At 42.2% G+C, this 23,915-nt stretch carries 21 protein-coding genes and 3 tRNA genes; 12 read left to right on the plus strand and 12 right to left on the minus strand.

What is annotated here, in order from left to right:
* Positions 1–90: 90 nt before the first annotated feature.
* Complete coding sequence (recN, locus tag EXE30_RS07510; RefSeq protein ID WP_130161872.1) at positions 91–1,752, minus strand: DNA repair protein RecN; 1,662 nt, start codon at positions 1,750–1,752, stop codon at positions 91–93.
* 245 nt (positions 1,753–1,997) lie between these two features.
* Here recN and ppnP point away from each other — a divergent pair, with 245 nt between their 5' ends.
* The 3 genes from ppnP to EXE30_RS07525 all read left to right on the plus strand — a co-directional run bounded on the left by ppnP (position 1,998) and on the right by EXE30_RS07525 (position 4,249).
* Positions 1,998–2,324 (plus strand): pyrimidine/purine nucleoside phosphorylase, encoded by a 327-nt coding sequence (gene ppnP / locus EXE30_RS07515; RefSeq protein ID WP_004668356.1) that lies wholly within the window; start codon positions 1,998–2,000, stop codon positions 2,322–2,324.
* 229 nt (positions 2,325–2,553) lie between these two features.
* Positions 2,554–3,300 (plus strand): 23S rRNA (guanosine(2251)-2'-O)-methyltransferase RlmB, encoded by a 747-nt coding sequence (rlmB, locus tag EXE30_RS07520; RefSeq protein ID WP_130161873.1) that lies wholly within the window; start codon positions 2,554–2,556, stop codon positions 3,298–3,300.
* Positions 3,301–3,337: 37 nt separating this feature from the next.
* Positions 3,338–4,249 carry a DMT family transporter gene (locus EXE30_RS07525; protein ID WP_130161874.1) on the plus strand — a complete coding sequence of 304 codons (912 nt, stop codon included), beginning with the start codon at positions 3,338–3,340 and terminating at the stop codon, positions 4,247–4,249.
* On the opposite strand, the gene coaE is transcribed toward EXE30_RS07525, so the two are convergent.
* Genes coaE through pilB form a run of 4 tightly spaced genes read right to left on the minus strand, consistent with a single transcriptional unit; the run spans position 4,246 to position 8,673 of the window.
* Positions 4,246–4,851 (minus strand): dephospho-CoA kinase, encoded by a 606-nt coding sequence (coaE, locus tag EXE30_RS07530; protein WP_130161875.1) that lies wholly within the window; start codon positions 4,849–4,851, stop codon positions 4,246–4,248. The genes EXE30_RS07525 and coaE overlap by 4 nt on opposite strands.
* A gap of 1 nt (position 4,852) precedes the next feature.
* Positions 4,853–5,713 carry a prepilin peptidase gene (locus EXE30_RS07535; RefSeq protein WP_130161876.1) on the minus strand — a complete coding sequence of 287 codons (861 nt, stop codon included), beginning with the start codon at positions 5,711–5,713 and terminating at the stop codon, positions 4,853–4,855.
* Entirely contained in the window at positions 5,713–6,939 is a 1,227-nt protein-coding gene (locus EXE30_RS07540) for a type II secretion system F family protein (RefSeq protein ID WP_130161877.1), read from the minus strand. Before EXE30_RS07540 ends, EXE30_RS07535 begins: the two co-directional genes overlap by 1 nt.
* A 24-nt stretch (positions 6,940–6,963) precedes the next feature.
* Complete coding sequence (gene pilB / locus EXE30_RS07545; protein WP_130161878.1) at positions 6,964–8,673, minus strand: type IV-A pilus assembly ATPase PilB; 1,710 nt, start codon at positions 8,671–8,673, stop codon at positions 6,964–6,966.
* 378 nt (positions 8,674–9,051) lie between these two features.
* On the opposite strand from pilB, the gene tpiA reads away from it, so the two are divergent.
* From tpiA to EXE30_RS07590, 9 genes are all read left to right on the plus strand, one after another.
* Positions 9,052–9,843: a triose-phosphate isomerase gene (gene tpiA, locus EXE30_RS07550; protein WP_130161879.1), complete on the plus strand. Its 792-nt coding sequence runs from the start codon at positions 9,052–9,054 to the stop codon at positions 9,841–9,843.
* Between the two features lie 12 nt (positions 9,844–9,855).
* Positions 9,856–10,185, plus strand: a complete 330-nt coding sequence (secG, locus tag EXE30_RS07555; RefSeq protein ID WP_130161880.1) for a preprotein translocase subunit SecG — start codon at positions 9,856–9,858, stop codon at positions 10,183–10,185.
* Between the two features lie 57 nt (positions 10,186–10,242).
* Positions 10,243–10,327, plus strand: a tRNA-Leu gene (locus tag EXE30_RS07560).
* 43 nt (positions 10,328–10,370) lie between these two features.
* Positions 10,371–10,447 (plus strand) — tRNA-Met (locus tag EXE30_RS07565).
* Positions 10,448–10,534: 87 nt separating this feature from the next.
* Positions 10,535–10,611: transfer RNA gene (locus tag EXE30_RS07570), tRNA-Met, on the plus strand.
* Between the two features lie 207 nt (positions 10,612–10,818).
* Positions 10,819–11,343, plus strand: a complete 525-nt coding sequence (gene rimP, locus EXE30_RS07575; RefSeq protein ID WP_130161881.1) for a ribosome maturation factor RimP — start codon at positions 10,819–10,821, stop codon at positions 11,341–11,343.
* A gap of 37 nt (positions 11,344–11,380) precedes the next feature.
* Positions 11,381–12,865, plus strand: a complete 1,485-nt coding sequence (gene nusA, locus EXE30_RS07580) for a transcription termination factor NusA (RefSeq protein WP_130161882.1) — start codon at positions 11,381–11,383, stop codon at positions 12,863–12,865.
* A 10-nt stretch (positions 12,866–12,875) separates the two neighbouring features.
* Positions 12,876–15,593, plus strand: a complete 2,718-nt coding sequence (infB, locus tag EXE30_RS07585; RefSeq protein WP_130161883.1) for a translation initiation factor IF-2 — start codon at positions 12,876–12,878, stop codon at positions 15,591–15,593.
* Positions 15,593–15,991, plus strand: a complete 399-nt coding sequence (locus EXE30_RS07590) for a ribosome-binding factor A (RefSeq protein ID WP_130161884.1) — start codon at positions 15,593–15,595, stop codon at positions 15,989–15,991. Before infB ends, EXE30_RS07590 begins: the two co-directional genes overlap by 1 nt.
* Positions 15,992–16,061: 70 nt before the next feature.
* Here the strand turns inward: EXE30_RS07590 and EXE30_RS07595 are convergent, their stop codons facing one another.
* The 7 genes from EXE30_RS07595 to EXE30_RS07625 all read right to left on the minus strand — a co-directional run bounded on the left by EXE30_RS07595 (position 16,062) and on the right by EXE30_RS07625 (position 23,904).
* Positions 16,062–16,439 (minus strand): Na+/H+ antiporter subunit G, encoded by a 378-nt coding sequence (locus EXE30_RS07595; protein ID WP_130161885.1) that lies wholly within the window; start codon positions 16,437–16,439, stop codon positions 16,062–16,064.
* A gap of 11 nt (positions 16,440–16,450) precedes the next feature.
* Positions 16,451–16,726 carry a monovalent cation/H+ antiporter subunit F gene (locus EXE30_RS07600; protein ID WP_130161886.1) on the minus strand — a complete coding sequence of 92 codons (276 nt, stop codon included), beginning with the start codon at positions 16,724–16,726 and terminating at the stop codon, positions 16,451–16,453.
* Complete coding sequence (locus tag EXE30_RS07605) at positions 16,723–17,253, minus strand: Na+/H+ antiporter subunit E (RefSeq protein WP_130161887.1); 531 nt, start codon at positions 17,251–17,253, stop codon at positions 16,723–16,725. The genes EXE30_RS07600 and EXE30_RS07605 overlap by 4 nt, the downstream gene beginning before the upstream one ends.
* Positions 17,253–19,064 carry a monovalent cation/H+ antiporter subunit D gene (locus EXE30_RS07610; RefSeq protein ID WP_130161888.1) on the minus strand — a complete coding sequence of 604 codons (1,812 nt, stop codon included), beginning with the start codon at positions 19,062–19,064 and terminating at the stop codon, positions 17,253–17,255. The genes EXE30_RS07605 and EXE30_RS07610 overlap by 1 nt, the downstream gene beginning before the upstream one ends.
* Positions 19,064–19,432 carry a Na+/H+ antiporter subunit C gene (locus tag EXE30_RS07615; protein WP_130161889.1) on the minus strand — a complete coding sequence of 123 codons (369 nt, stop codon included), beginning with the start codon at positions 19,430–19,432 and terminating at the stop codon, positions 19,064–19,066. Before EXE30_RS07615 ends, EXE30_RS07610 begins: the two co-directional genes overlap by 1 nt.
* 1 nt (position 19,433) lies before the next feature.
* On the minus strand, positions 19,434–22,277 hold the full coding sequence (locus EXE30_RS07620; RefSeq protein WP_130161890.1) for a monovalent cation/H+ antiporter subunit A: 2,844 nt from the start codon (positions 22,275–22,277) through the stop codon (positions 19,434–19,436).
* A gap of 244 nt (positions 22,278–22,521) precedes the next feature.
* Positions 22,522–23,904, minus strand: a complete 1,383-nt coding sequence (locus tag EXE30_RS07625; RefSeq protein ID WP_130161891.1) for an AAA family ATPase — start codon at positions 23,902–23,904, stop codon at positions 22,522–22,524.
* Positions 23,905–23,915: the final 11 nt, after the last annotated feature.

Raw genomic sequence — 23,915 nt, forward strand, 5'->3', positions numbered from 1 at the left:
TCTGCTAATCTATCTATATAGGTTCTTTTTATCAACATACAAGAGTTGATCGGATTTCGCCAATCATTTTCTGATATTTTCTCGCAAAGCTTAGGTCGGTTGAAACTTCAACTGACGTAATTGTTTAGCATGCTGTAAAGTTGTTTCGCTAATTTCGACCCCCCCAGACATGCGGGCAAGTTCCAAAATCCGTTGCTGTTCATCTAAATCAATGATAGTACTGCTAGCAGGATCAGTTTGCTGCTTCTTCACCAATAGATGTTGGTCGGATTGTGCTGCCACTTGCGCTTGGTGGGTAATACACAGTAACTGTACATGTTGTGCCAAATCAGCGAGAAGGCGTCCAACCACTTCAGCTGTTCCGCCACTGATACCGACATCAATTTCATCAAAAACCAGCACTTCAGCTTCGGTTTTTTCAGCATTCATAACTTGCATGACCAGTGCAATACGCGAAAGTTCGCCGCCTGACGCCACGCGTGCCAAGGGTTGCGGTGGAATGCCTTTGTTAGCGGTAAATAACAGTTGAATAGCGCTTAAACCCTCAGCATTTGCTGGCGTTAAAGGCTCAAACTTAAACTCAAAATAGGCTTCAGGTAAGGCAAGCGGTTTGACCTGCTCAGTAAGTTGCTTCGCCAATGGAATCGCGGCAGCACGACGAATCTCATCCAAATGTTGTGCTTTTTGCATAAACGTTTGGTAGGACATCTCGACCTGTTCAGCTAAGGTTTCTGGATCTTCAAGATGATGAAGCTGTTCAAGTTCTTGTTGCCAAGTTTCGTACTCTTGTTTGAGTTGTTCTGGTTGAGTACGGTATTTACGTGCAAGACGATGGAAAATTTCTAAAGTTGCGTTGAGCTGTTCCATACGCTCAGGATCAAAACTTTGGCGATCAATGAATTGACGTAGATTAGCGGTTGCATCATCTATTTCACTTTGCGCATTTAATAATGAATTATAAATACTGGAGAGTTGTTCACTACGTCCTGAGTGAGATTCCAAACGACGGATGATAGAGGCAACTTCTTGGGTAATATTTTGTTCGGCTTCGTCTAGCACATTTAAGCTAAAACCACAGTCTTGCATAATATGTTCATGGTGGCTCAGACGATCGAATTCTTGTTCGGTTTCACGATAGTCTGTTTGAATGACTTCTTCGAGTTCTTCAAGTTGGGATTCAAGCGTTTGTATTCTTTGAATGCGCGTTGCTTGCGCATCTAGTGCGGCTTGATGTTGTTGAATGTTTTTTTGCCAAGTTGCATACGCTTCTCGCACTGCGTTGGCTGGATCCGCAAAGTTACTATAGCGATCTAACCAATGTTTGGGATAAGGAGGTTCAAGTAACTGCTGTTGGCTATGTTGACTATAGAGTTGTACCAACAAGCGGCCAATTTCTTTTAGCTCAGTTAAACTGCTTGGTCGTCCATTGATCCACGCTTTACTTCGACCTGTGGCAAAAACCACACGTCGTAAATGGATTTCACCCGTATCATCATCCAGTTCATGTTCGGTCAGCCAATGTGCTTCAGCACTTTCAGGCTGATAACTAAATACGGCAGTCACATCTGCTTTATCAGCACCATAGCGGACATAATGGGTGTCTGTGCGCTCTCCTAAACAGGCAGATAATGCATCTAACAATAACGATTTACCTGCACCAGTTTCACCAGTAAGTACATTAAAACCTTGTTCAATATCTAAAGCGAGGTGGTCGGCGAGTGCAAAATTAATTAAAGTTAAATGGGTGAGCATAAACGCATCCAATGCACAAAATCTTTTGCTTAAAGATAGAGAAGTTTTATAGTTGTCACAAGAGTTGAATACAGCATTTTGCTTATTTGCCTAGGATATAGCAGTTCTCTCAGTGATAAAGCACTTTGGAGCTTCGCGATTTGCTGCAAAAAGCATGAAAAAAATGGATTGATTAGTGACGCAGGCACAATTAAACTACGTCCATCATAACCTAATATAAATGCTGCATTATTTGGAGAGTAGGCATGAGTTCAGTGCAGTTTGATCATGTTACGGTCATTAAAAAGTCAAATGTGTATTTTGGTGGGGCATGTATTAGCCATACGGTACAATTTGAAGATGGTACGAAAAAAACTTTAGGTGTACTTTTGCCTACTGAACAGCCTTTAGCATTTGAGACGCATGTACCAGAGCGTATGGAAATTATTTCTGGTGAATGCCGAGTAAAAATTGCAGATAGTACTGAAAGTGAGTTATTCCGTGCAGGGCAGTCTTTTTATGTGCCTGGCAATAGTGTTTTTCATATCGAAGCGGATGAAGTCCTCGATTATGTTTGCCACCTTGAAGGCTAACCTATTACTGTTTAAATCGAGTACACTATATCTAAAGAGAATCCTGTAAAGTCATTTACAGGATTTTTTTATTAAATTCCCTTGCGGAGCTATTCGCTCCTCACCTGTAAAGTCACTTTGCAGGATTTTTATTTTTTATAAGTCTCCCAAAAGTTCTCGCTTGAAAGTGAAACTTTTACAACCTAAATCCCCTTTTTGAAAAGGGCATTTTTAAAGAGGTCGTTCGTTCATGGCAAAATCTGAATATTATTATGGTGTTCACTCGGTGGAGTCATTGTTAGAGTTAGAGCCTGAGCGAGTTTTGACTTTATTTACTTTAAAAGGTCGTGATGATCAACGACTACAAAAGATTTTACAGCTTGCAGAACCTTTTGGAATTAGTGTGCAAAAGGCCAGTCGAGACAGTTTAGAAAAATTGGCGGGTCTGCCTTTTCATCAGGGGGTGGTCGCGGCTGTACGTCCACATCCGACCTTAAATGAACAAGATTTAGATCAACTGATGCAGCAGACTCCAAATGCATTGTTGTTGGCACTTGATCAAGTGACGGATCCGCATAATCTTGGTGCTTGTATTCGTACCGCTGCTGCAATGGGGGTTCAAGCTGTGATTGTGCCTCGTGACCGTTCCGCAGGGCTTACACCGACAGCTCGCAAAGTTGCAGCAGGAGGCGCTGAAAAGGTTAAATTTATTCAAGTGACTAATTTGGCACGGACTTTGGCACATTTAAAAGACACAACTCATACGCGTGTTATTGGCACGATGTTAGATGAGAAAGCCTTGCCTCTTCAGCAATGTGATTTTAGTGGATCTGTTGTGATCGTGATGGGTGCGGAAGATACAGGCTTGCGACCAATTACACAGTCTCAGTGTGATCACACGGTTTATATTCCAATGTCAGGTGATTTACAAAGCTTGAATGTGAGTGTAGCGACGGGAATGGCACTGTATGAAGCGTGCCGTCAGCGCAATGTATAATCATCTGACTACGGTATGTTGATCTAAGTGATTTAGCATGACTGCTCGAACCCAAGGCTATTTATATGTCCTCATTACCATGTGTATTTGGGGCGGCTTTACCATTTTTTCGCGCTTAAATGCACATTGGCATATCAGTGCGTGGGATTTGGTCGCAATGCGTTTTGCGATTGCGTTTTCGATTCTCATGCCGATTCTAATTTATAAGAAAGATTTTGGTTTTTTGTGGCATCCTCGCGCAGTGATATTGGCATTAACAGGCGGGCTAGCATATTGTTTTACTGTCTATACTGCCTTTCTGCATGCCCCCGCAGCACATGCCGCGATTTTTTTAAATGGTTTTATTCCATTATGTACTGCCGTCGCTGCTTATATATTTTTTAAGCAGATCTTTGATAAGCATACATGGTTGAGCCTAATCATCATGTTGAGTGCTTTAGCAGTGATGAGCTATTTGATGTTGCATGAGCAGGCCTCCTCATTTGGCTTAGGCGATCTGTTGTTCTTTTTTAGTGCTGTTTGGTGGGGGCTATTCACTGTGTTGTTGAAACAGTGGAAACTGTCCGCATGGCATGCCATGGCGAGTGTGGCAATCTGGTCAGCATTGATTTATCTGCCGATTTATCTTTTATTTATTCCAAAGCATTTCCAAGAAGTCGAAGCTGTACATTTACTGGTACAAGGGTTGTTTCATGGCGTGCTGGTGGTGATTGTTGCTACTTTGACCTATATCGCTGCAATTGAGCGGCTAGGAGCATTTAAAACAGGAAGCATTGTCACTTTAGCGCCATTTATCGCTGCTGTCCTTGCCGTTCCATTGTTAAATGAGCCATTAAGTGTTGCTGTTGCTTGTGGTTTGGTGGGAATGGCAATCGGGGCGTTACAGCCATGGCGGTGGTTCCGCCAAGACAGTTTAACTAAACAACTTACTCAGCAAAAAAAAGATTAAAAAAACTGCTCAGCATGTTGTAAATAGCTTAAGTGCAAAGGCTTGAGTTGCTTATGCAGATGTTCTAATAAACCATCATTGAGAACAATGTCATTGGCAAGTTGTTGTTTTTGAGCTCTAGGCATTTGTGTCTCGATAATTTTTCTAATCTCTGCTGCATTTTGTCCATCACGTTGGCTGGCGCGTTGTAATTGGATATGCTCATCGGTATCAATTAATAACGTATGATGAACCAATTCATGCTGGTTGGTTTCAAAGAGTAGTGGAGAAACCAAAATTACATAGGGGCTTTGAGCGTTTTGTAGTTGTTGAATAATTGATTGGCGAATGGCTGGGTGGGTGATTTTTTCCAAAGTTTGACGGGCTTCTGGGGATTGGAAAATATGTTCACGCAGTGCACGTCGATTTAAATTGCCATCTTCCAATAATACCCAATCTCCAAAAGTATCTTGAATGCTTTTTAATGCAGGTTGACCTCGCTCTACGACTTCTCTTGCCACAATATCTGCATCCACAACGCGAATACCTTGAGATTCAAACCATTGGGTCGCCGCAGATTTACCACTGCCAATGCCCCCTGTAATTCCCAAGATAAATCGCATGTTAACCTCCAAGATAAACTTTCATAATTTGATCACCCCATAAAAAGGCAATCCAACCTGCAATCGCGATATAAGGACCGAATGCAAAGGGTTGATTTTCACCACGCATTTTTAACAGAATAATACCCACAATTGCACCCACAATTGAAGAGAGTAAAACAATTAAAGGCAGCAACATCGGTCCCATCCATGCGCCGAGGGCTGCGAGTAACTTGAAATCTCCATAACCCATCCCTTCCTTGCCTGTAATCAGCTTAAAAAGATAATAAACAATCCATAGACAGAGGAAGCCGATTACATAGCCCCAAATCGCCGAGCTTGCTGTGGTATAAATCGCAAAACTGTTAATTGCCAAACCTAAGGCTGCAAGAGGAAGGGTAAAACGGTCAGGAAGTAGTTGCGTATCAAAATCAATAAAGGTCAGTGTGATTAAAACCCATGTGAAAATCAATGCAAACAGCATTTGAATGGTTGCACCAAACACAGCCACAACCACCAGTGAACACGCCATGGTGAGGAGTTCAATCAATGGATAGCGGATACTAATTGGGTTTTGACAAGCACCACATTTACCACGTAGCACGAGCCAACTGATCACAGGAATATTTTGATACCAGCGTATAGTAGATTGACATTTTGGGCAGGTCGAGGGCGGTTGACTAAGCGTTAATTTACTTTGATCGATGAGTGGTTGTTCAGGGTGTAGTAACATCTGACACTCTTGTTGCCATTCCTGTTCCATCATTCGAGGTGTGCGGTAAATCACCACATTGAGGAAACTACCAATACATAAACTCAATACCCCAACTGCAAGGTATAGCGCAGCTGGGTTTTCGCTAAAATAAGATAAGAATTGTTGCATTAGACCACAGAACCCATTTGGAAGATTGGAAGGTACATTGCAATCACAAGTCCACCGACCAGTACACCTAGAATTGCCATAATGAGGGGTTCCATCATTGCAGTTAAGCCATCAACGGCGTTATCGACTTCATTTTCATAGTGGGTTGCAACTTTATCGAGCATACTGTCTAGAGCACCTGATTCTTCACCGATCGCAACCATTTGAATCGCCATTGAAGGAAAACGATTCGATACGCGCATGGCAAACTGTAATTGTTGTCCAGTTGCGACATCTTCGCGGATCTTCATCACCGCATTCTCATAAACCACGTTGTTGGTTGCACCAGCGGTTGATTCAAGTGCATCAATCAGTGGTACACCTGCTGCAAATGTTGTCGCAAGCGTACGACTATACCGCGCGATAATGGCTTTATAAACTAAGTCACCAAAAATAGGTAATCTCAGTGCCATTTTGTCCAAGGTATCTCGGAACTTTTTACTGCGTTTTTTAGCTTCGAGAAAGCACGCAATAATTGCACCAATCACAATAATCAGAATAAACCAATATTCTTGCATCCATACCGACATATTTACCACCATTTTGGTAAAGGCGGGTAAGTCAGCACCAAATGAACTAAATAGGTCTTGGAAAACAGGCACAACTTTGACCATCAAAATAATCGTCACAATGACCGCGACCACAATGACTGTGGCTGGGTATTTCATGGCCTTTTTGATCTTTTGCTTCAGTAATTCACTTTTTTCTTTGTAGATAGCGACACGATCGAGCATGGTTTCTAAAGCACCAGACTGCTCGCCAGATTCAACTAAAGAACAAAATAAATTGTCAAAATACTGGGGGTATTTTTTTAGCGCACCAGCAAAGGTATTACCACCTTCTACCTCTCCCTTTAGGCCGAGTACGACTTCACGCATGGCAGGGTTTTCTAAGCCTTCAGCAACAATTTCAAACCCTTGAACCAGTGGAACACCAGCTTTCATCATAGTGGCCAACTGGCGTGTAAACACGGTGATATCCAGTGTTGTGACTCGCTTTTTCATTAAACCATCGAGAATATTTTTACGTTTTTCACGAATATTCTTAATGGTGACACCCTGTTTCCGTAAAGTGACTTTTGCTAAAGCCATATTGCGTGCAGGTAATTCCCCTTTAATTTTTGCCCCTTTACGATCTACCCCTTCATAAGCAAAAGTAGGCATCATTTGCGCTTTTTTAGCTGCCATGATTATTAATCCTTTTTATTAATTTTATTCACTTGTGACTCGATTAACTTCTTGTAATGAAGTGATCCCTTGCATGACTTTTTGTAAACCTGAACGCCTTAAATTGTTAAAACCAGCTTGTGCAGATGCAGCTGCGATTTGTAAAGCATTGCCATCTTCCATAATGATTTTAGAAATTTCAGGGGTCACTTTCATCACTTCATATATACCCACACGGCCTTTGTAGCCTTCTCGACATTCAGAACAGCCAACGGGTTGAAATATCTGAAGTTCAGGATTTGCTAAATCTTGTTCAGTGAAGCCTAACTCTAAAAGACTTTGCTTAGGTATATCTATCGGTTGTTTACACTGCGAACATAAGCGACGCGCTAATCGCTGTGCAATCACCAGATTGACAGAAGTCGCGATATTGAAGGAGGGTACTCCCATATTACGCAAACGAGTTAATGTTTCAGGCGCACTGTTGGTGTGAAGTGTAGACATCACCATATGACCCGTTTGAGCTGCTTTAATTGCGATTTCAGCAGTTTCAAGGTCACGAATCTCACCGACCATAATGATGTCTGGATCTTGACGGAGAAAGGCTTTGAGGGCAGCAGAGAAAGTTAAGCCTGTTTTGGTGTTGACGTTAACCTGATTGATCCCTTCTAAGTTGATTTCCACTGGATCTTCGGCTGTAGAAATATTGGTATCTTCAGTGTTAAGGATATTAATCCCTGTATATAAAGAAACCGTTTTACCTGAACCTGTTGGACCTGTAATCAATAACATGCCTTGGGGTTTGTCTAGTGCTTCTAAGAATAAAGCTTTCTGTTCTTCTTCATAACCGAGGGCTTCAATGCCTAGCATAGCGCTGGATGGGTCAAGAATACGCAAGACCAACTTTTCCCCAAACAAAGTGGGTAAAGAGTTGACACGGAAGTCAATTGCTTTGGTCTTGGATAATTTTAGTTTTATACGACCATCTTGCGGCATCCGTTTTTCAGAAATGTCCATTTGCGACATGACTTTTAAACGTGAAGCAAGCCGAGTGGCGAGTTGCAAGGGGGGATTTGCAATTTGACGCAATACGCCATCGACACGATAGCGAACTCGATACATTTTTTCATAAGGTTCAAAGTGTAAGTCGGATGCCCCCATACGAATCGCATCAATGAGTAACTTATTGATGTATTTTACAATGGGTGCTTCTTCACCTTGAGGGACTTCATCGTCTTGAGTTGATTCGGTGGGTATATCAACATCAAGGTCAAAATCTTCATTTTCACCAAAATCAAAGTTATCCGTGTCACCAAATTGTTGTTCGATGAGTTTTTCTAGTTTGCTATGCTCAACAATAATCGGTTCGATATTTAGTTTGGTGTTAAAACGAATCGCATCCAATGCGTCGATATTGGTCGGATTGCTGGTGGCAACATATAAGATTTGCCCACGTTGAATCAAAGGGGCAACCCGATGTTTGTGAATCAACTTGTTGTCAGCCAGTTCACGTGGCAACAAAGCTGTATCAAAAACCGCTAAATCAAATACAGGCTCACCAAATTCGACCGCAATGGTTTCAGCAATGGTAAGTTGCGAAAGACGATGATGTTCAATCAGATGCGCAACAATATCTTGTTGTGCTTTTTTTGCTGTGTCGATTGCTGTTTGCATACTTGATGCAGACATATGACCATCTTCGACCAATCGTCGAATAAACCCCGAAAATTTTGGAGACGTATGTAATCCTGACATCTGTCCGCCTTATGACAATAAATGTTTATAATATGTATCCTAAAAATTATACTTTTGTTATGCAAAAATACCACTAGAGAAAGTGTCGTTTTTGACTTGGTTCATTGATAAAACTTTGAACTAATCGAGTTTTTTATAAATTAATTTTCTTTTATTCGTTCTGCTGCTAAAAGGCAGGAGATGAATTTGATCTCACAAGGGATTGTTGACATTTCATTTTAGGAGCTCTCATTCTCATTGCGGTAGGGCGTGTTTTTTATTAGGCTCATGTTATTTTCGATCTGATTTATATTTAAACAATAGAAAAAAACTCAATTTTATAAAAATACGTGTAAAATATGCAGCATTTTTGAGAAATTAACATTAGGTAGGCGAAGTATGTCGAATTCGACCATTACCCCTTGGGTTGTTGGTAATTGGAAAATGAATCCAATGCATGCGAATGCTTTCCAATTAATACAAGAATTTAAACAGTTATTAGAGCATGAAAATATTGCTCCTGAACAATGTCATATCGGTGTGGCGCCGACCACAATCGCTTTAACCAGTATTCAAGCTCAGTTAAAAGATGCGGCTAGAACGGTTTATACCGTAGCACAAGACCTTTCAAGGGTTGCTGGCACAGGAGCATATACCGGAGAGGTGAGTGCAGAATTACTGAAAGACAGCGGTATTGAGTTTGCGCTGGTTGGCCATTCTGAACGCCGTGAATTATTCGGTGACCATGTCGAAATTTTAAAAGAGAAGTTGCATCATGCATTAAATGCAGGTTTAACTGTGATCTACTGTGTCGGTGAAAGTCTTGATCAACGTGAGCAAGGTTTGGCTGATCAAGTTGTATTACAGCAAATCTGTGATATTGCTGCTGTGGTCCAAGCTGAACAATGGCAAAATATCGTAATCGCTTATGAACCAATTTGGGCGATAGGCACAGGCAAGACGGCTTCACCAGAAGATGCACAGGCGATGCATGCAAAAATTCGTGAAGGATTAACGCAAATCACATCGTATGGCGCAAACATGGCGATTTTATATGGTGGTAGTGTTAAAGCTGAAAATGCAGTTGAATTGGCTGCATGTCCTGATATCAACGGTGCCTTAGTCGGTGGTGCATCTCTCAATGCACAATCTTTTTACCAAATTGCAAAAGCATTTGCACAAAGCAAATAACGAGGAATAGAAATGTATAGTTTTATACTCGTTGTACACATTATTTTAGCAATTTTAATTATTGCTTTGGTTCTAGTACAACAAGGTAAAGGTGCAGAAGCAGGCGCATCGTTTGGTGGCGGCGGAGCTGCAACTGTGTTTGGCGCATCGGGCGCAGGTAATTTCTTGACGCGTTTAACCGCGGTTTTTACTGCAATCTTTTTTGTGACCAGTCTGACCTTAGCTGTGCTCGCAAAAAAACATACCACTGATTCGTATAGTTTGAAAACTGTTCAAACTTCAACCTCTGTACCAGCATCATCGGCTGAAACTTCGCCAAATGCACCAAAAACGACTGAATAAGCTGAATTAATGCTTTCCTTTTTCTGTTTTAGGTACTAGAATTCGTCCCACAAAGCTGCGGTGGTGGTGGAATTGGTAGACACGCTACCTTGAGGTGGTAGTGCCTTCGGGCGTGGGGGTTCAAGTCCCCCCTTCCGCACCAAGCTTAATAACCAGTAAGTTTGGTGTACGCAGTAATTTGTTGATGCGGGATGGAGCAGTCTGGTAGCTCGTCGGGCTCATAACCCGAAGGTCGTTGGTTCAAATCCAGCTCCCGCTACCATTTGATTAAGGTGCAACTTAATCAAGCAGTGGTGAAGAAAACTTAGATTGACTTTTCTTCATAATTGTATATAATTTTGCACGTTGATGCGGGATGGAGCAGTCTGGTAGCTCGTCGGGCTCATAACCCGAAGGTCGTTGGTTCAAATCCAGCTCCCGCTACCAAGTTTCTAAAAAGAGGCTCACAATAGGTGGGCCTTTTTGCACAGTGGGCTTTGCTTTTCTGTGTAACATAGGGGCGATTACGCCCTTTTTTATTGGTTGTTTAGCTATCGTGTAGTGTCGATATGAGCCGTATACGGCGCAAGATCAAATCATCGTGTTCACTATACGGTTAAGATTGATTGGCTCGCATGAGAGCGACGAGAGTAAATGAAATTATCAAATAAATCTCAAGCACTGTTTGATCTTATCGCACCAGCTGTGGCTGCTTGTGATGTAGATCTGTGGGGGATTGAGTTCCTACCACAAGGTAAACGTTCATTATTACGTATTTATATTGACAAAGCGGCCGATGAGAATGTGGAACCACTTCTAAATGAAGATGGCGAAGCAGAACAAGGGCGTGGTGTTGGTGTTCAAGATTGTGTGCTGGTCACACAACAAGTGGGTGCAATGCTGGATGTCCATGATCCGATTTCGGGTGAGTATGCTCTAGAAGTTTCTTCACCTGGTTGGGATCGCCCATTCTTTCAGTTGTCACAAATGTCTGGGTATATTGGACAGCAAGTCGCTTTACGATTAATTGCTGCTGTCGAGAACCGTCGTAAGTTTCAGGCGAAATTACTTTCTGTAGACCTAGAAAATGAAATAATTCAGGTTGAAGTAGAAGGTAATCACGTGCTTGAAATTGATAGTAATAATATTGATAAAGCAAATTTAATCTATCAAGACTAATATTAACTTAATTTTATAAGAAATCGGTAGGTGACTTATGGGCCGCGAAATTCTTACCGTTGCAGAAACGGTTAGTAATGAAAAAGGTGTTAGTCGTGAAGCGATCTTCGAAGCGTTAGAGCAAGCACTTGTTGCCGCGACGAAGAAAAAATTCTACGAAGGCACAAATTCAGAAGAAGCTCAACTCCGCGTTGAGATTGATCGTAAAACAGGTGATTACCGTACTTTCCGTCAATGGACGTTAGTTGCGGATGAAGATCATGAAATGCCAGCGTGTCAAGATGCGATTTCAGATGTAGATTCAACAAAATGGTCAATTGGTGATATCCGCGAACTTGAAGTTGAGTCGATTGAGTTTGGTCGTATTGCCGCGCAAATTGCAAAACAAGTGATTGTGCAAAAGATTCGTGAAGCTGAGCGTGCATTGGTTGCTGATGCTTATGAGTCTAAAGTTGGCGAACTGATCTATGGTGAAGTGAAAAAGCAAACGAAAGATGGCTTTATCATTGATCTTGGTGACAATGCGGAAGCGTATTTGGCGCGTGAAGAAACCATTCATAAAGAAATTTTACGTCCTAAGCAACGTATCAATGCAATTTTGTATAACGTCAACCGTGAAGGTCGTGGTGCACAATTGTTATTGTCTCGTGCACGTCCTGAAATGCTAATGGCTTTAATGAAAAAAGAAATTCCAGAAATTTCTGAAGAAATCATTGAAATTAAAGCAGCAGCGCGTCAACCAGGTGTGCGTGCTAAAATTGCAGTGAAAACCAATGATCATCGTATTGACCCTGTAGGTGCATGTATTGGTATGCGTGGTACACGTATCCAAGCAGTACAACAAGAGTTAAATGGTGAGCGTATTGATGTTGTGGTTTGGTCTGATGATCCAGCGCAATATATTGCAAGCGCATTAGAGCCAGCGGATGTTTCAGGTATCGTACTTGATGAAGATGCACGTAGTGCGGATATTATTTTCGCGACCAGCGATCAGTTGGCACGTGCGATTGGATCGCAAGGACAAAATGTTCGTTTAGCATCGGAATTAACCGGTTATAAACTCGACATGATGTTAGAAGAAGAGTATCGTGCTCGTCAGCAAAATGAAGCTCAACAATATCTTGATATGTTTGTATCACGTCTCGATATTGAAGAAGATTTAGCGATGGCTTTGGTGGAAATGGGCTTCACTTCATTAGAAGAAATTGCTTATGTTCCTGCAGAGACATTTGATGAAATCGAGCTTGATGCAGACTTAGTAGAATTGCTACAAAGTCGTGCGAAAGAAGCTGCATTAACCGATGCGTTAAAACAGCAAGAAAATATTCAAGAGCCAAGTGCAGAACTTCTCGGTATGGAAGGTATGACGACTGAGATTGCATATGCATTGGCGGCACGTGGTGTGATTACTGTTGATGATTTGGCAGACCAAGCAACGGATGATATCTCTGATATCGAAGGCTTAGGTCATGACAAAGCGGGTCAACTCATCATGAAAGCACGTGAATCATGGTTTAACTAGGAGATAATAGATGACGGACAAGTCGATTCAAGAGTTAGCGCTCAGCGTAGAACGTCCTGTAGAGAAACTCCTAGAGCAGGTTCGTGATGCAGGTCTACCACAGCGTAAAGCAGATGATATTATTACCACTGAGCAGCAAGATACTTTAGTCAATCATTTGAAAAAAGTTCATGGTCAGGAAAGTGGTAACACAGGAAAAATTGCGTTGAAACGTAAAACAACGAGTACTGCCAAAGTTACAAGTACTTCGGGTAAAGCAAAAAGCATTAATGTTGAAGTTCGTAAGAAACAAGTTTTTGCTAAACCGAACCCAGAGTTGCTTGCAGCTGAAGCAAAAGCACGTGTAGAAGCAAATGTGAAAGTACGTGCTGAACAAAATGTGCGAACTGAAGAAGTTCAAAATGCACGTGATGTTGCAGAGAAAAAAGCCAATGCAACTTTAGAAGCGATGCGTGCAGCGCATACTTCAGACACTGCAACACAAGCACCGTCAAAAACGGCTGTTGTAGTGAAAAAGCGCAATAGCGACAAAGTGATTAAAGCGCCTCAAGTGGTAAAACCATCAGAGACGGCTGAACAGAAAAAAGCGCGTGAAGCACAAACTGCTCAGTTAAAAGCGACTGAAGAAGCAGTGCGTCGTAAAGCGGCTGAAGAAGCTCAGCAACGTACGCTTGAACAAATGCGTAAAATGGCATCAAAATATTCAAATGATGATACCACGACCACCGTTCGTGTGATTGATGATTCGCCTTTAGCAGCGGGTCTTGTTGGTCAGGCGTATGAAGATTCCTTTAATAAGGAAGACCGTGAAATCAAACGTGGTGGTGCAACTGCAAACCCACGTGCTGGTAAGAAAGGCGGTCGCGGTGGTGATGCTCAGTCTGAACAAAGCTTTAGTAAAAGCCATCATAAACGTGGCTTAAAAACCAGCCAAGCCAACAAACATGGCTTCGAAAAACCTGTGAAAAAACAGGTTTATGATGTTGAGATTGGCGAGAAAATCATTGTTGCTGATCTTGCTCAAAAGATGGCGGTTAAAGTTCGTGAAGTCATCAAAACCCTCATGAAAATGGGTGAGTTGGTTACACAGAACCAAGCCATTGAACAAGATACAGCGGTACTTGTGGTTGAAGAAATGGGACACAATCCTGTTCTCGTTTCGGATACCCAAGCAGAAGACAATTTATTGGTTGCAGCTGAAGAAGCACGTGGTGAGCAAACAACTCGTCCTCCAGTAGTTACGATCATGGGTCACGTTGACCATGGTAAAACCTCATTACTGGATCGTATCCGTCGCTCTAAAGTGGCTGCGGGTGAAGCGGGTGGTATTACTCAACATATCGGCGCTTATCACGTTGAAACTGAGAAAGGCATTATCACTTTCTTAGATACCCCAGGACATGCAGCGTTTACATCAATGCGTGCACGTGGTGCAAAAGCGACTGATATCGTGGTACTTGTTGTTGCTGCGGATGATGGTGTAATGCCACAAACTGCGGAAGCAATTGATCATGCTCGTGCTGCTGGTACGCCTATTATTGTTGCAATCAACAAAATGGATAAAGAATCAGCAGATGTGGATCGCGTCTTAAATGAATTGACCACAAAAGGTATCGTGCCTGAAGAGTGGGGCGGTGATGTGCCTATCGCTAAAGTTTCAGCACATTCAGGTGCTGGTATTGATGGGTTGCTTGACCTGATCTTGATCCAAGCTGAATTGATGGAGCTCAAAGCTTCTGCAGACGGTGCGGCTCAAGGTGTTGTCATTGAAGCACGTGTTGATAAAGGCCGTGGTGCAGTGACATCGATCCTTGTACAAAATGGTACCTTGAACATCGGTGATTTAGTTCTCGCTGGTTCATCATATGGCCGTGTACGTGCAATGGTTGATGAAAATGGTAAACGTATCACGTCAGCAGGTCCTTCGATTCCAGTTGAGATTTTAGGATTACCTGAAGCGCCAATGGCGGGTGATGAAGTTCTTGTCGTGAATGATGAGAAGAAAGCACGTGAAGTTGCTGATGCTCGTTCTGATCGTGAACGTCATAAACGTTTAGAGCGCGCGAGTGCGATGCGTCTTGAAAACATCATGGCATCTATGGGCAAAAAAGATGTGCCTTATGTGAATGTTGTACTCAAAACTGACGTACGCGGTACTTTAGAAGCATTACATGTTGCTCTTGATGAGCTTTCAACTGATGAAGTAAAAGTTCGAGTGATCGGTTCTGGTGTCGGTGCAATCACTGAGTCAGATGTCACCTTAGCTGAATCTTCAGAAGCTGTCTTACTTGGTTTCAACGTACGTGCGGACAACACAGCACGTCAGAAATCTGATCAAGACGGTATCGATATTCGTTACTACAGCATCATTTATCAATTGATTGATGATGTAAAAGCAGCAATGAGCGGTAAGCTTGCACCTGAACATCGTGAAACGATCTTAGGTGTAGCGGAAGTACGTGAAGTCTTCCACTCAAGTAAATTTGGTGCAGCAGCAGGCTGTATGGTACTTGAAGGTATGTTACACCGTAATAAACCGATTCGCGTATTACGTGATGACGTGGTTGTGTTCCAAGGTGAACTTGAATCTCTTCGTCGTTATAAAGAAGTGGTTGAAGAAGTTCGCGCAGGTATGGAATGTGGTCTTGCGGTGAAAGGTTATAAAGACATCAAAGTACAAGATAAGATCGAAGTATATGATGTTCAACTGATTAAACGGAGTCTTTAATGGCGGGTAGCCAACGCTTAAAGCGCATGGCGGATTCAGTACAACGTGAGTTGTCTGAGCTGATCCGTCAGGAGCTTAAAGATCCACGTCTGGGTGGTCTAGTGACCATCTCAGCCGTGAAAGTCAGTGCAGATATGGGATATGCTGAAGTTTATGTCACTGTTATGGGACGTGAACTGGGTGATGATCAAAGTGAAGCTGCAAATAAAGAAACTTTAGATGTGCTGAATAAGGCTTCTGGTTTCTTGCGTCATGAATTGAGTCGTCGCATCAAGACGCGTATCACACCAAGATTGCGTTTCCATTATGATAAAACCAATGCATATGGAAATTATATGTTTGGTTTGATTGCTGAAGCTGTCAAGGATTTGCCTGAACACGAGCAAGATAAAGAATAAATTAAAAAGCCACCTTAGGGTGGCTTTTTTATGTCAGGCTTTCGGTAAATTTTTAATAAAAAAGAACAACTTAAAGTTGGTCTTTTTTATCTTTACGGCTATAACGTTGCCAAGGAAGCGGACGGTTTAAAGCCTCAGGAACTTCACCACTATTCGAACGTAAACGTAAATGAATAGCTGCCTGTGCCATTAAGTTAGCAGATACAGGTGCGGTGATAAAGATGAATAGGGTGATCAGTAACTCAGCAAAACCAAAACGCCCTTGTGTCGCACCAAAGATCATTGCTGCGATCAAAAAGCTGCCTAATCCTAATGTACCTGCTTTGGTCGGTGCATGCAGACGCATAAATAAATCAGGTAGACGGATCATACCGATTGATCCAACCAATAGGAAAAAAGCACCGAACACCAAAAAGAATGAAATGAGGATCTCAAAGATCAGTTGCATGATGTATCTCCTTAATCAATCACATGCCCAGTTGTGAAATAACGAGCAAGTGCGACAGTCGAAACAAAACCGAGCATTGCAACCAATAAAGCCCCTTCAAAGAAGTTGGTACTGACCCAATAAATGCCCAATACAACGATAAGGCAAGTCGCATTGAGAAATAGGGTATCCAACGCGAGTAGGCGGTCAATTACAGAAGGCCCAATGATCAGACGAATGAGGCACAAAAACATGGAAATGGTAATAGCCATCAAGCCGATACCCAGTGCATAAGGTAAAATGGTCATGTCGGGGTGACTCCTTCTGCAATCTTCACATTAAAGACTTTGATTAAAGGCATTTCATAACGCTTTTTAATCTCTTGGATATCAAGTTCAGTATCATCACAACTCAAGGCATGTACCAAAATATCCCCACGTTCTTGATCAATTCCTGCTGAAACCGTACCCGGTGTGGTTGTGATGATCATTGCGAGCAATGTATTAACCTGTTCATGCTCCGTGTCTAATGGAACGCGATACCATTTTGGACATAAATTGTCGATTGGACCAAGCACCATTCTCGCCACTCGAAAATTTGAAATCACAATATCCCACAGCACCACAAAAAATAGCTTTATAGCAGCAGTCCAATTGATACGAGGCGTGTGTGCAATAAAAGGTCGTACTAAAAGCGGAATAATGACTGCTAATAAGCAAGCAAATATAAGACTTGCGATATGTATGCTATTGGCAAGCATTAACCAACTGAGAAAAACCAAGAAGGATACGAATGGATGTGGAAAACAACGATTAAGCAAAGTGAGTTTCTGCATTAGTGTTCCTCCATTGGTTTAAGTTGGGCTTCATTTGGAATGGTTGGTGCACCTAAAATTTGTTCAGCAATTTGACGTTGCTTATATTCAGAAATATGTTCACCTTGTAAGCTCGTTTTAGAAATCACATCAGGAATCAGTAAAGCATTATGATCCTCAACTTCACCACCATATTTGGTTTCAGGAATATAGTTTGGATCAAAAGGTTGTACGCTAATTGCACGTCCTTGAGCATCTATTTTCAAGATAGCTTGATTGTAAAGAGCATGGTCTTGAATTTGCTGTGCAGTCGCAACGGTATATTGCTGAATAGGTGAGGCAAAAACAACATAAGCCATTAATCCTGCGAGAAGGATATAAATCGCTTTGTCATTGCGATTTGGTGCACGCTCAGGTAAGGCTTGATATAAAGCAAAGTTTGCTTCTTTCGGATTTTCTTCAGGGGTATTGGCACGCCAGAACAGAATAAAACCAACACGGGTAAAGGCGATGATACTAAGTAAGCTTACGATCAGAACAATGGCAATAATCCAGCCTTGATAAGGGCTTTCTGCAGTTGCCTGTAATATAAAGACTTTACCTAAGAAGCCACTAAATGGCGGGAGACCTGCCATCATCAGTGCAATGGTAAAGTAAGTAAACGCAGCCGCTTTTTCTTGTTTCATCTTTGGCGCGACTTTCAAGTGATCCTTGAATACACCACGTTGAGAGGTGATCCAACCACAGAACAAGTAGAACGCAGCGGCAATTAAAGTACTGTGTACGATGTAATATAAACCTGCAGCCCATGCTTGAGTATTGAACATTGCGATCGTGATAAGCAATGTCCCAATAGAGGACAACACCATGAAGCCAACAAAACGTCGTAAACGATCCGCGCCTAAGGCACCAATTACCCCATAAATTGAGGTGATTAGACCAATGACCATTAAACAGTTTTTGAAAATATTCTGCGCCATTGCATCATCAAATACAGTGCCGTTCACGCGTAGAATGGCATAGATGCCGACTTTGGTCATGATGGTAAAGATCGCAGCCACAGGTGTACTGGCAACGGCATAGGTTTTAGGTAGCCAAAAACCTACAGGTAGCATTGCAGCCTTAATACCGAAAACCACAAATAGTAATAAACTACCTGCAATCGCTAGCTTATGCTGATCACCATCCAATGTTGGAACTAGACGACCAACATCCGCCATATTTAAGCTACCAACACTGCCATAGATCATACCTAAACCGATAAGGAATAGCGCTGAGGCCAGTAAGTTGATGGTGACGTAATGTATGCCTAACTGAAAACGTTCACGACCTTGTCCATGTAAAAGCAAGACATAAGAAGCCAATAATAAGATTTCAAAGAATACAAATAAGTTAAATAAATCGCCTGTTAAGAAGGCGCCTGTAATACCCATCAATAAGAAATGAAACATCACATGGAAATAGCGACCACGCGTGTCCCAATTGCTACTGGCATACCAAAGCACAGGTACTGCCAGTGCATAGGTCAAGACCAACATAAATGCAGATAAACGATCAAGAACCAATACGATACCAAATGGTGCAGACCATTCAGCCAATTGATAAACCGTAATTTGTCCTGTGCTTGCGATGACTAAATAGCTTAGTGCAGTGACTAATCCTAAAACGACGGAGATAAGACTAATCCCACGACGCCAAGGTTGGCGCCAATCATTTTTTAAAGCCCCTGCACCGGGATTACCCAATATCAATAATATAAAACTAGTAAATGCTGGAATTAGAATACTAAGAATTGGAGCATGAGTCTGCCAAAAGTGGTAGAAATCAAACATTATGGCTCATCCTCACGTGGGTCATAAGTCAAGGTTGGATCTTCTTTTGAGTCGACATGATCTGTGCCTGACTCGTAACGACTGCGCAATGCCAGTTGTACGATAAAGGCGGTGGTTGCAAAACCAATCACAATCGCAGTCAGTACCAATGCTTGAGGTAATGGGTCAGACACTTTAGTCGTTTCAGTCAGTACAGCAGGTGCATTGACTTGAGTTCGCCCCATCGCAAACAAAAATAAGTTCACAGCATAGCCAATCATGACCAGTCCGAGGACTACAGGGAATGTTCTGGCACGTAGAATTAAATAAATGCCTGTCGCAATCAGCAAACCAATTCCAGAAGCGAGTAAAAATTCAATACTAAGCATATTATTTGTCTCCACTTGGGATTGGTCCGGATATACCTGAGTGACGTGAGTCACCTAAGACCGAAATCAACAACATGGTTGCGCCCACGACCGTGATATACACTCCTAAGTCAAATGGCAATGCAGAAGCTAAATGCATTTTTCCAATCAGAGGAGGCTCGACATAGATATGTGCACTGGTAAGGAATGGACGTGCCCAGAACCATGCGCCAATGCCTGTTAAGCCTGCAATGGTCAAACCAGAACCAATCCATACTTCATATAGGCGACCAGATTTGGCTCTAATGATTCTTTCTGCTTGATCTTGACCCAAGGCAATATACTGAATGATCAGTGCCATTGCGGTGACTAGACCTGCAATAAAGCCACCACCAGGATAGTTATGTCCACGTAAGAAGATATAAACACTGATCACAAGCGCGATCGGTAATATCCAAGAAGCAGCAATACGCAACATCAAGGGGGAGGGGTTAAAACGATACGTTAAACCTTGAGTTACGGTGGTACCGTGTGTACGCATACCGTCCATCAAACAGAGTGCACCAATGGCAGCAATCCCAAGTACCACAATTTCACCGAAGGTATCAAAGCCACGGAAGTCAACCAAAATGACATTGACCACATTTGAACCGCCACCAAGCGGGATAGATTGCTGCATGAAGAACCATGATATTGAGTTATGGTCACGACTCAGCATTAACCATGTGATCCAACCAATTCCTAGGCCACCTGCGATCGCAAGACTGGCATCGCGCCAACGATGTGGTCGCGTTGATTCGTAAGGCGTAAGTTGTGGTAATAAAGACAGACTCATTAACAATAAAATGGTGGTCACAACATCTACGGTGATTTGCGTTAGCGCTAAATCAGGTGCAGATAAAGAAACGAAGGTCATGGTCACAACCAAACCGACCGCACCACTAATCAGAACTGCTTTAATTCGTTCATGATGGAACCAAAGCATCATCCAGCAACCTGAGAACAGTGTGAGCCAGAGAACAATGGCAACCCAAGGTGCATGTGTAAGTTCGCGAGTGCCTGTGGTTAAACCTTGATTGAACAGTGGTAATGCCACCATCACGATGCTAAACAGCACAATTAAAAGTAAGTAGTGTTGTAATGAGCCATTTTCAGTGCGTTGTTTTATTTTACGGCTAGTGAGTAGTAAGTGTTTAAGGAACAGTTCGAATAAGATTTTGCCCTGAAATTTTCCAAGATGTGGATCAAGGTCAATTTTGCGGATACGTCCATCTTTGGCCAACGCGAAGTAAAACATTGTACCACCAATCAATGCGATGAGACTCATGATCAGGGGGGCATTAACACCGTGCCAAATGGCCAAATGAGTCCCTACAAATTCTGGCTGTGCCAAACTGGCGCGGGTCACACTGTTGACAAATGTTTCAGCCAATAGCGCTGGGAAAATACCCACTAAAATACATAAGACTGCCAAAATAATGGCAGGCATACGCATGCCTATGTGAGGTTCGTGTGCATCTTTGTGCGGAACCTGTTTACCCACTTCGCCATCAAAAAACACGCCATGAACTAAGCGGATTGAATAACTCACCGCAAAGATGCCCGCTAAGGTCGCCACAATTGCGGAAATAATCATGACAGGACCAGATAAATTCACCAGTAACTCAGTAAAGAACATTTCTTTAGAGAGGAAACCATTGGTAAGTGGAACACCTGCCATTGATGCAGCTGTGATCATGGTCAGTGTGGCGGTGAATGGTAACAGTTGCCAAATCCCACTGAGCTTACGCAAATCTCGTGTTCCAGTCTCATGGTCAATAATGCCAGCGAGCATAAACAATGCGGCTTTAAAGGTTGCATGGTTAATGATATGGAAAATTGCCGCTGCAACTGCAAGCGGAGATCCGATACCGAGTAGGCAAACGATCAAACCTAGATGACTGATGGTTGAATAAGCCAATAACCCTTTGAGGTCTTCTTTGAAAATGGCAAAGCCTGCTGCCATACACAAGGTAAATAGACCAACAAAAGTCACAATGTTGTGATAGAGCGCAGCACCAATAAAGATCGGCGCTAAACGAGCCAGCAAGAAAATCCCTGCTTTAACCATCGTGGCTGAGTGTAGATAGGCAGACACTGGAGTCGGTGCTGCCATGGCATTCGGAAGCCAAAAGTGGAACGGAAACTGCGCACTTTTGGTAAACGCACCGAGCAAAATTAGCAATAATGTAGGTACAAAAAGTTCATGCTGTTGGATAACATCTTTCATCAACACAAGCTGATTAATCTCATATGTCCCTGTGATTTGTCCAAGTAGGACAAAACCACCCAGCATAGCGAGACCACCTAAACCTGTAATGGTGAGTGCCATACGTGCGCCACGTTGTGCAGCATCGTATTGGCTCCAATAACCAACCAGTAAAAATGATGAAATACTGGTGAGTTCCCAAAATACTAATAATAAAATTAAGTTATTAGAAAATGAAATCCCGAGCATCGCCGCCATAAACAACATCAGTAATTGATAGAGTTTAGTCAGCGAATTTTTAGGGCTTAAATAATAATAGGCATAAATATAAATCAGGGTACCGATACCGCTAATCAGTAGACCAAATAATAGACCTAAGGCATCAAGGCGGAAACTGAGATTGATGCCAAGTTGTGGTAGCCAATCCCAGCTTTGTTGGAGGGCATTGCCCTGAAGAATGGTCGGTGCCTGAGTTAATAGTAAAATAAAACAACTCAGACTGATGCCAATCGCCCCAAGTGCCGTCATGCCACGTGAGAAACGTTGCAATTGTGGGATTAGGGTGGTGCCGAGTATGAGCGGTAATAGGATAATAATCGGTAGCACACTGGTATCCATGTCGATGATGTAGGTCGAAAACCTAAGGTGAAATTTATTCAAGACTCACAGGCACTCAAAGAGAATACCAAAGCTTTAAATCTTGAAGCCCAATCAAGTTAATAGAGCAGTAAGTTGTATTGCGCAACTTAGTAATAAAAAGCGCTTTATTTTACTACAAAAACAACAAAAAAGATTGGCTTATTACATGAAAAACACATATCACGGCGTTAAAAAAAGTGAGATTTTATTGCGGCTTTGTTTTTTATAAAGCGCTTTTTTGGGGGGTATCATCGTTTTTAAGCAAGTCTAATAAATCATTTTTTTCTTGTGGACTAAGTTCTTGTATCTGATTGAATAATTCATCAACTTTACAGCTTAGCGTTGCTGATTCAGGGAGGTCGGTGTTTTGGAGTTCGGTATTTTCTTCGGTCTGTGACAGTTCACTATACAGTTCAGACAGTTGTTGTTGTGATTGTTCTAGATTGATTTCAAAAATCTCTTTGGCATCTAAGCGTAGACATTGATAGTGGAGTGCGTGCTCGAGTAGCTCATCACGATTACCTGTCACGATGATTTGTAGGCGAGGGAAAGCTTGATGCAAGCGCTCCAGAATTTCAGCGCACATGACTTGATCAAGTTGTGTATCGATTTGGTCAATCAATAATATGCCCTCGCCCTCTAAACAAGGGTTAAAACAATGTTGATTCAATAAACATAATCGACGGCTTATGTCTCCAACCAATGCTATCCATGTTTTAAATGAGGCAGACAATTGTTGAAATGGGATTAAACGGTCTTGATAACGCACGATGAGCTGAAGTTTCGGCACGTATTGAATATAAATATCATGGAGTTCAGGAAACACGGTATTTAAGCTTTTCTTCAATGCATACAGATTGGGTGCCGAAAGCTGTTTAGGGTGATTGACCAGTTCTTGTTGTAGTTCTTGTAATATTTCAGATTGATTTTGTTGATTAAAGTCATTGCCCATCAAGCGTCTAACGATATGTGCTGAGTGTGCATTTTCGACATCACTAATTTCACGGAACCATTCAAAAAAACGAGTAAAGGTCGTGTAAGGGATCGCAGTAAGATCATAAGCCGAAATTTTTTGTAAAATTCCAGGCACATTTTTACTTTGTAGATTGATGTCTTGTACAAAACGTTCGGCAGGGTAGTAGGCGATGAGCGGTAGGCCGAATAATGGGTCTTGTTGATGGGTCTTTTGATACAAGCTCACCATCTGGTCAAGTTGTTGTGTCTCAACCTGACTGATCCCGACACCTTGATTGTTAAAGGTTTTAAATAATTTCCAGACGCAACTTTGAGTGTTGATCTGTTGTGTAGAACTGCTTTCTGTTAATGCATTGTTCAGTTCACTGCTAATACGCACTTGCACCTGAATTTTGGCCTGTATGCGTGTCAGCATAATATCTTGATCTGCGATGACGACACCAGCGGTTCTAATATCTTTGTACCGCGCTGAGAACCATGACAGTGCTTGATAGATATTTTTTAAAACGGTAGTTTTGCCCGTGGCTTGATCGCCGAGGATGAGGGTGATGGGATGTCGTTCAGGTTGAAAGGCTATGCTAAGGTCTCGAAACATGCCAACATGTTTAAATTGAACCGATTCAAGTTGCATAAGCTTACCTC

Origin of the sequence: Acinetobacter halotolerans (genome assembly GCF_004208515.1) — a bacterium.
In the GTDB taxonomy this organism is placed as follows: Bacteria; Pseudomonadota; Gammaproteobacteria; order Pseudomonadales; family Moraxellaceae; genus Acinetobacter; species Acinetobacter halotolerans.

Bases quoted from the DNA above. Each gene is read 5' to 3' on its own strand.
- recN (WP_130161872.1), bottom strand. From the start codon at position 1,752: ATGCTCACCCATTTAACTTTAATTAATTTTGCACTCGCCGACCACCTC.
- ppnP (WP_004668356.1), top strand. From the start codon at position 1,998: ATGAGTTCAGTGCAGTTTGATCATGTTACGGTCATTAAAAAGTCAAAT.
- rlmB (WP_130161873.1), top strand. From the start codon at position 2,554: ATGGCAAAATCTGAATATTATTATGGTGTTCACTCGGTGGAGTCATTG.
- EXE30_RS07525 (WP_130161874.1), top strand. From the start codon at position 3,338: ATGACTGCTCGAACCCAAGGCTATTTATATGTCCTCATTACCATGTGT.
- coaE (WP_130161875.1), bottom strand. From the start codon at position 4,851: ATGCGATTTATCTTGGGAATTACAGGGGGCATTGGCAGTGGTAAATCT.
- EXE30_RS07535 (WP_130161876.1), bottom strand. From the start codon at position 5,713: ATGCAACAATTCTTATCTTATTTTAGCGAAAACCCAGCTGCGCTATAC.
- EXE30_RS07540 (WP_130161877.1), bottom strand. From the start codon at position 6,939: ATGGCAGCTAAAAAAGCGCAAATGATGCCTACTTTTGCTTATGAAGGG.
- pilB (WP_130161878.1), bottom strand. From the start codon at position 8,673: ATGTCAGGATTACATACGTCTCCAAAATTTTCGGGGTTTATTCGACGA.
- tpiA (WP_130161879.1), top strand. From the start codon at position 9,052: ATGTCGAATTCGACCATTACCCCTTGGGTTGTTGGTAATTGGAAAATG.
- secG (WP_130161880.1), top strand. From the start codon at position 9,856: ATGTATAGTTTTATACTCGTTGTACACATTATTTTAGCAATTTTAATT.
- rimP (WP_130161881.1), top strand. From the start codon at position 10,819: ATGAAATTATCAAATAAATCTCAAGCACTGTTTGATCTTATCGCACCA.
- nusA (WP_130161882.1), top strand. From the start codon at position 11,381: ATGGGCCGCGAAATTCTTACCGTTGCAGAAACGGTTAGTAATGAAAAA.
- infB (WP_130161883.1), top strand. From the start codon at position 12,876: ATGACGGACAAGTCGATTCAAGAGTTAGCGCTCAGCGTAGAACGTCCT.
- EXE30_RS07590 (WP_130161884.1), top strand. From the start codon at position 15,593: ATGGCGGGTAGCCAACGCTTAAAGCGCATGGCGGATTCAGTACAACGT.
- EXE30_RS07595 (WP_130161885.1), bottom strand. From the start codon at position 16,439: ATGCAACTGATCTTTGAGATCCTCATTTCATTCTTTTTGGTGTTCGGT.
- EXE30_RS07600 (WP_130161886.1), bottom strand. From the start codon at position 16,726: ATGACCATTTTACCTTATGCACTGGGTATCGGCTTGATGGCTATTACC.
- EXE30_RS07605 (WP_130161887.1), bottom strand. From the start codon at position 17,253: ATGCAGAAACTCACTTTGCTTAATCGTTGTTTTCCACATCCATTCGTA.
- EXE30_RS07610 (WP_130161888.1), bottom strand. From the start codon at position 19,064: ATGTTTGATTTCTACCACTTTTGGCAGACTCATGCTCCAATTCTTAGT.
- EXE30_RS07615 (WP_130161889.1), bottom strand. From the start codon at position 19,432: ATGCTTAGTATTGAATTTTTACTCGCTTCTGGAATTGGTTTGCTGATT.
- EXE30_RS07620 (WP_130161890.1), bottom strand. From the start codon at position 22,277: ATGGATACCAGTGTGCTACCGATTATTATCCTATTACCGCTCATACTC.
- EXE30_RS07625 (WP_130161891.1), bottom strand. From the start codon at position 23,904: ATGCAACTTGAATCGGTTCAATTTAAACATGTTGGCATGTTTCGAGAC.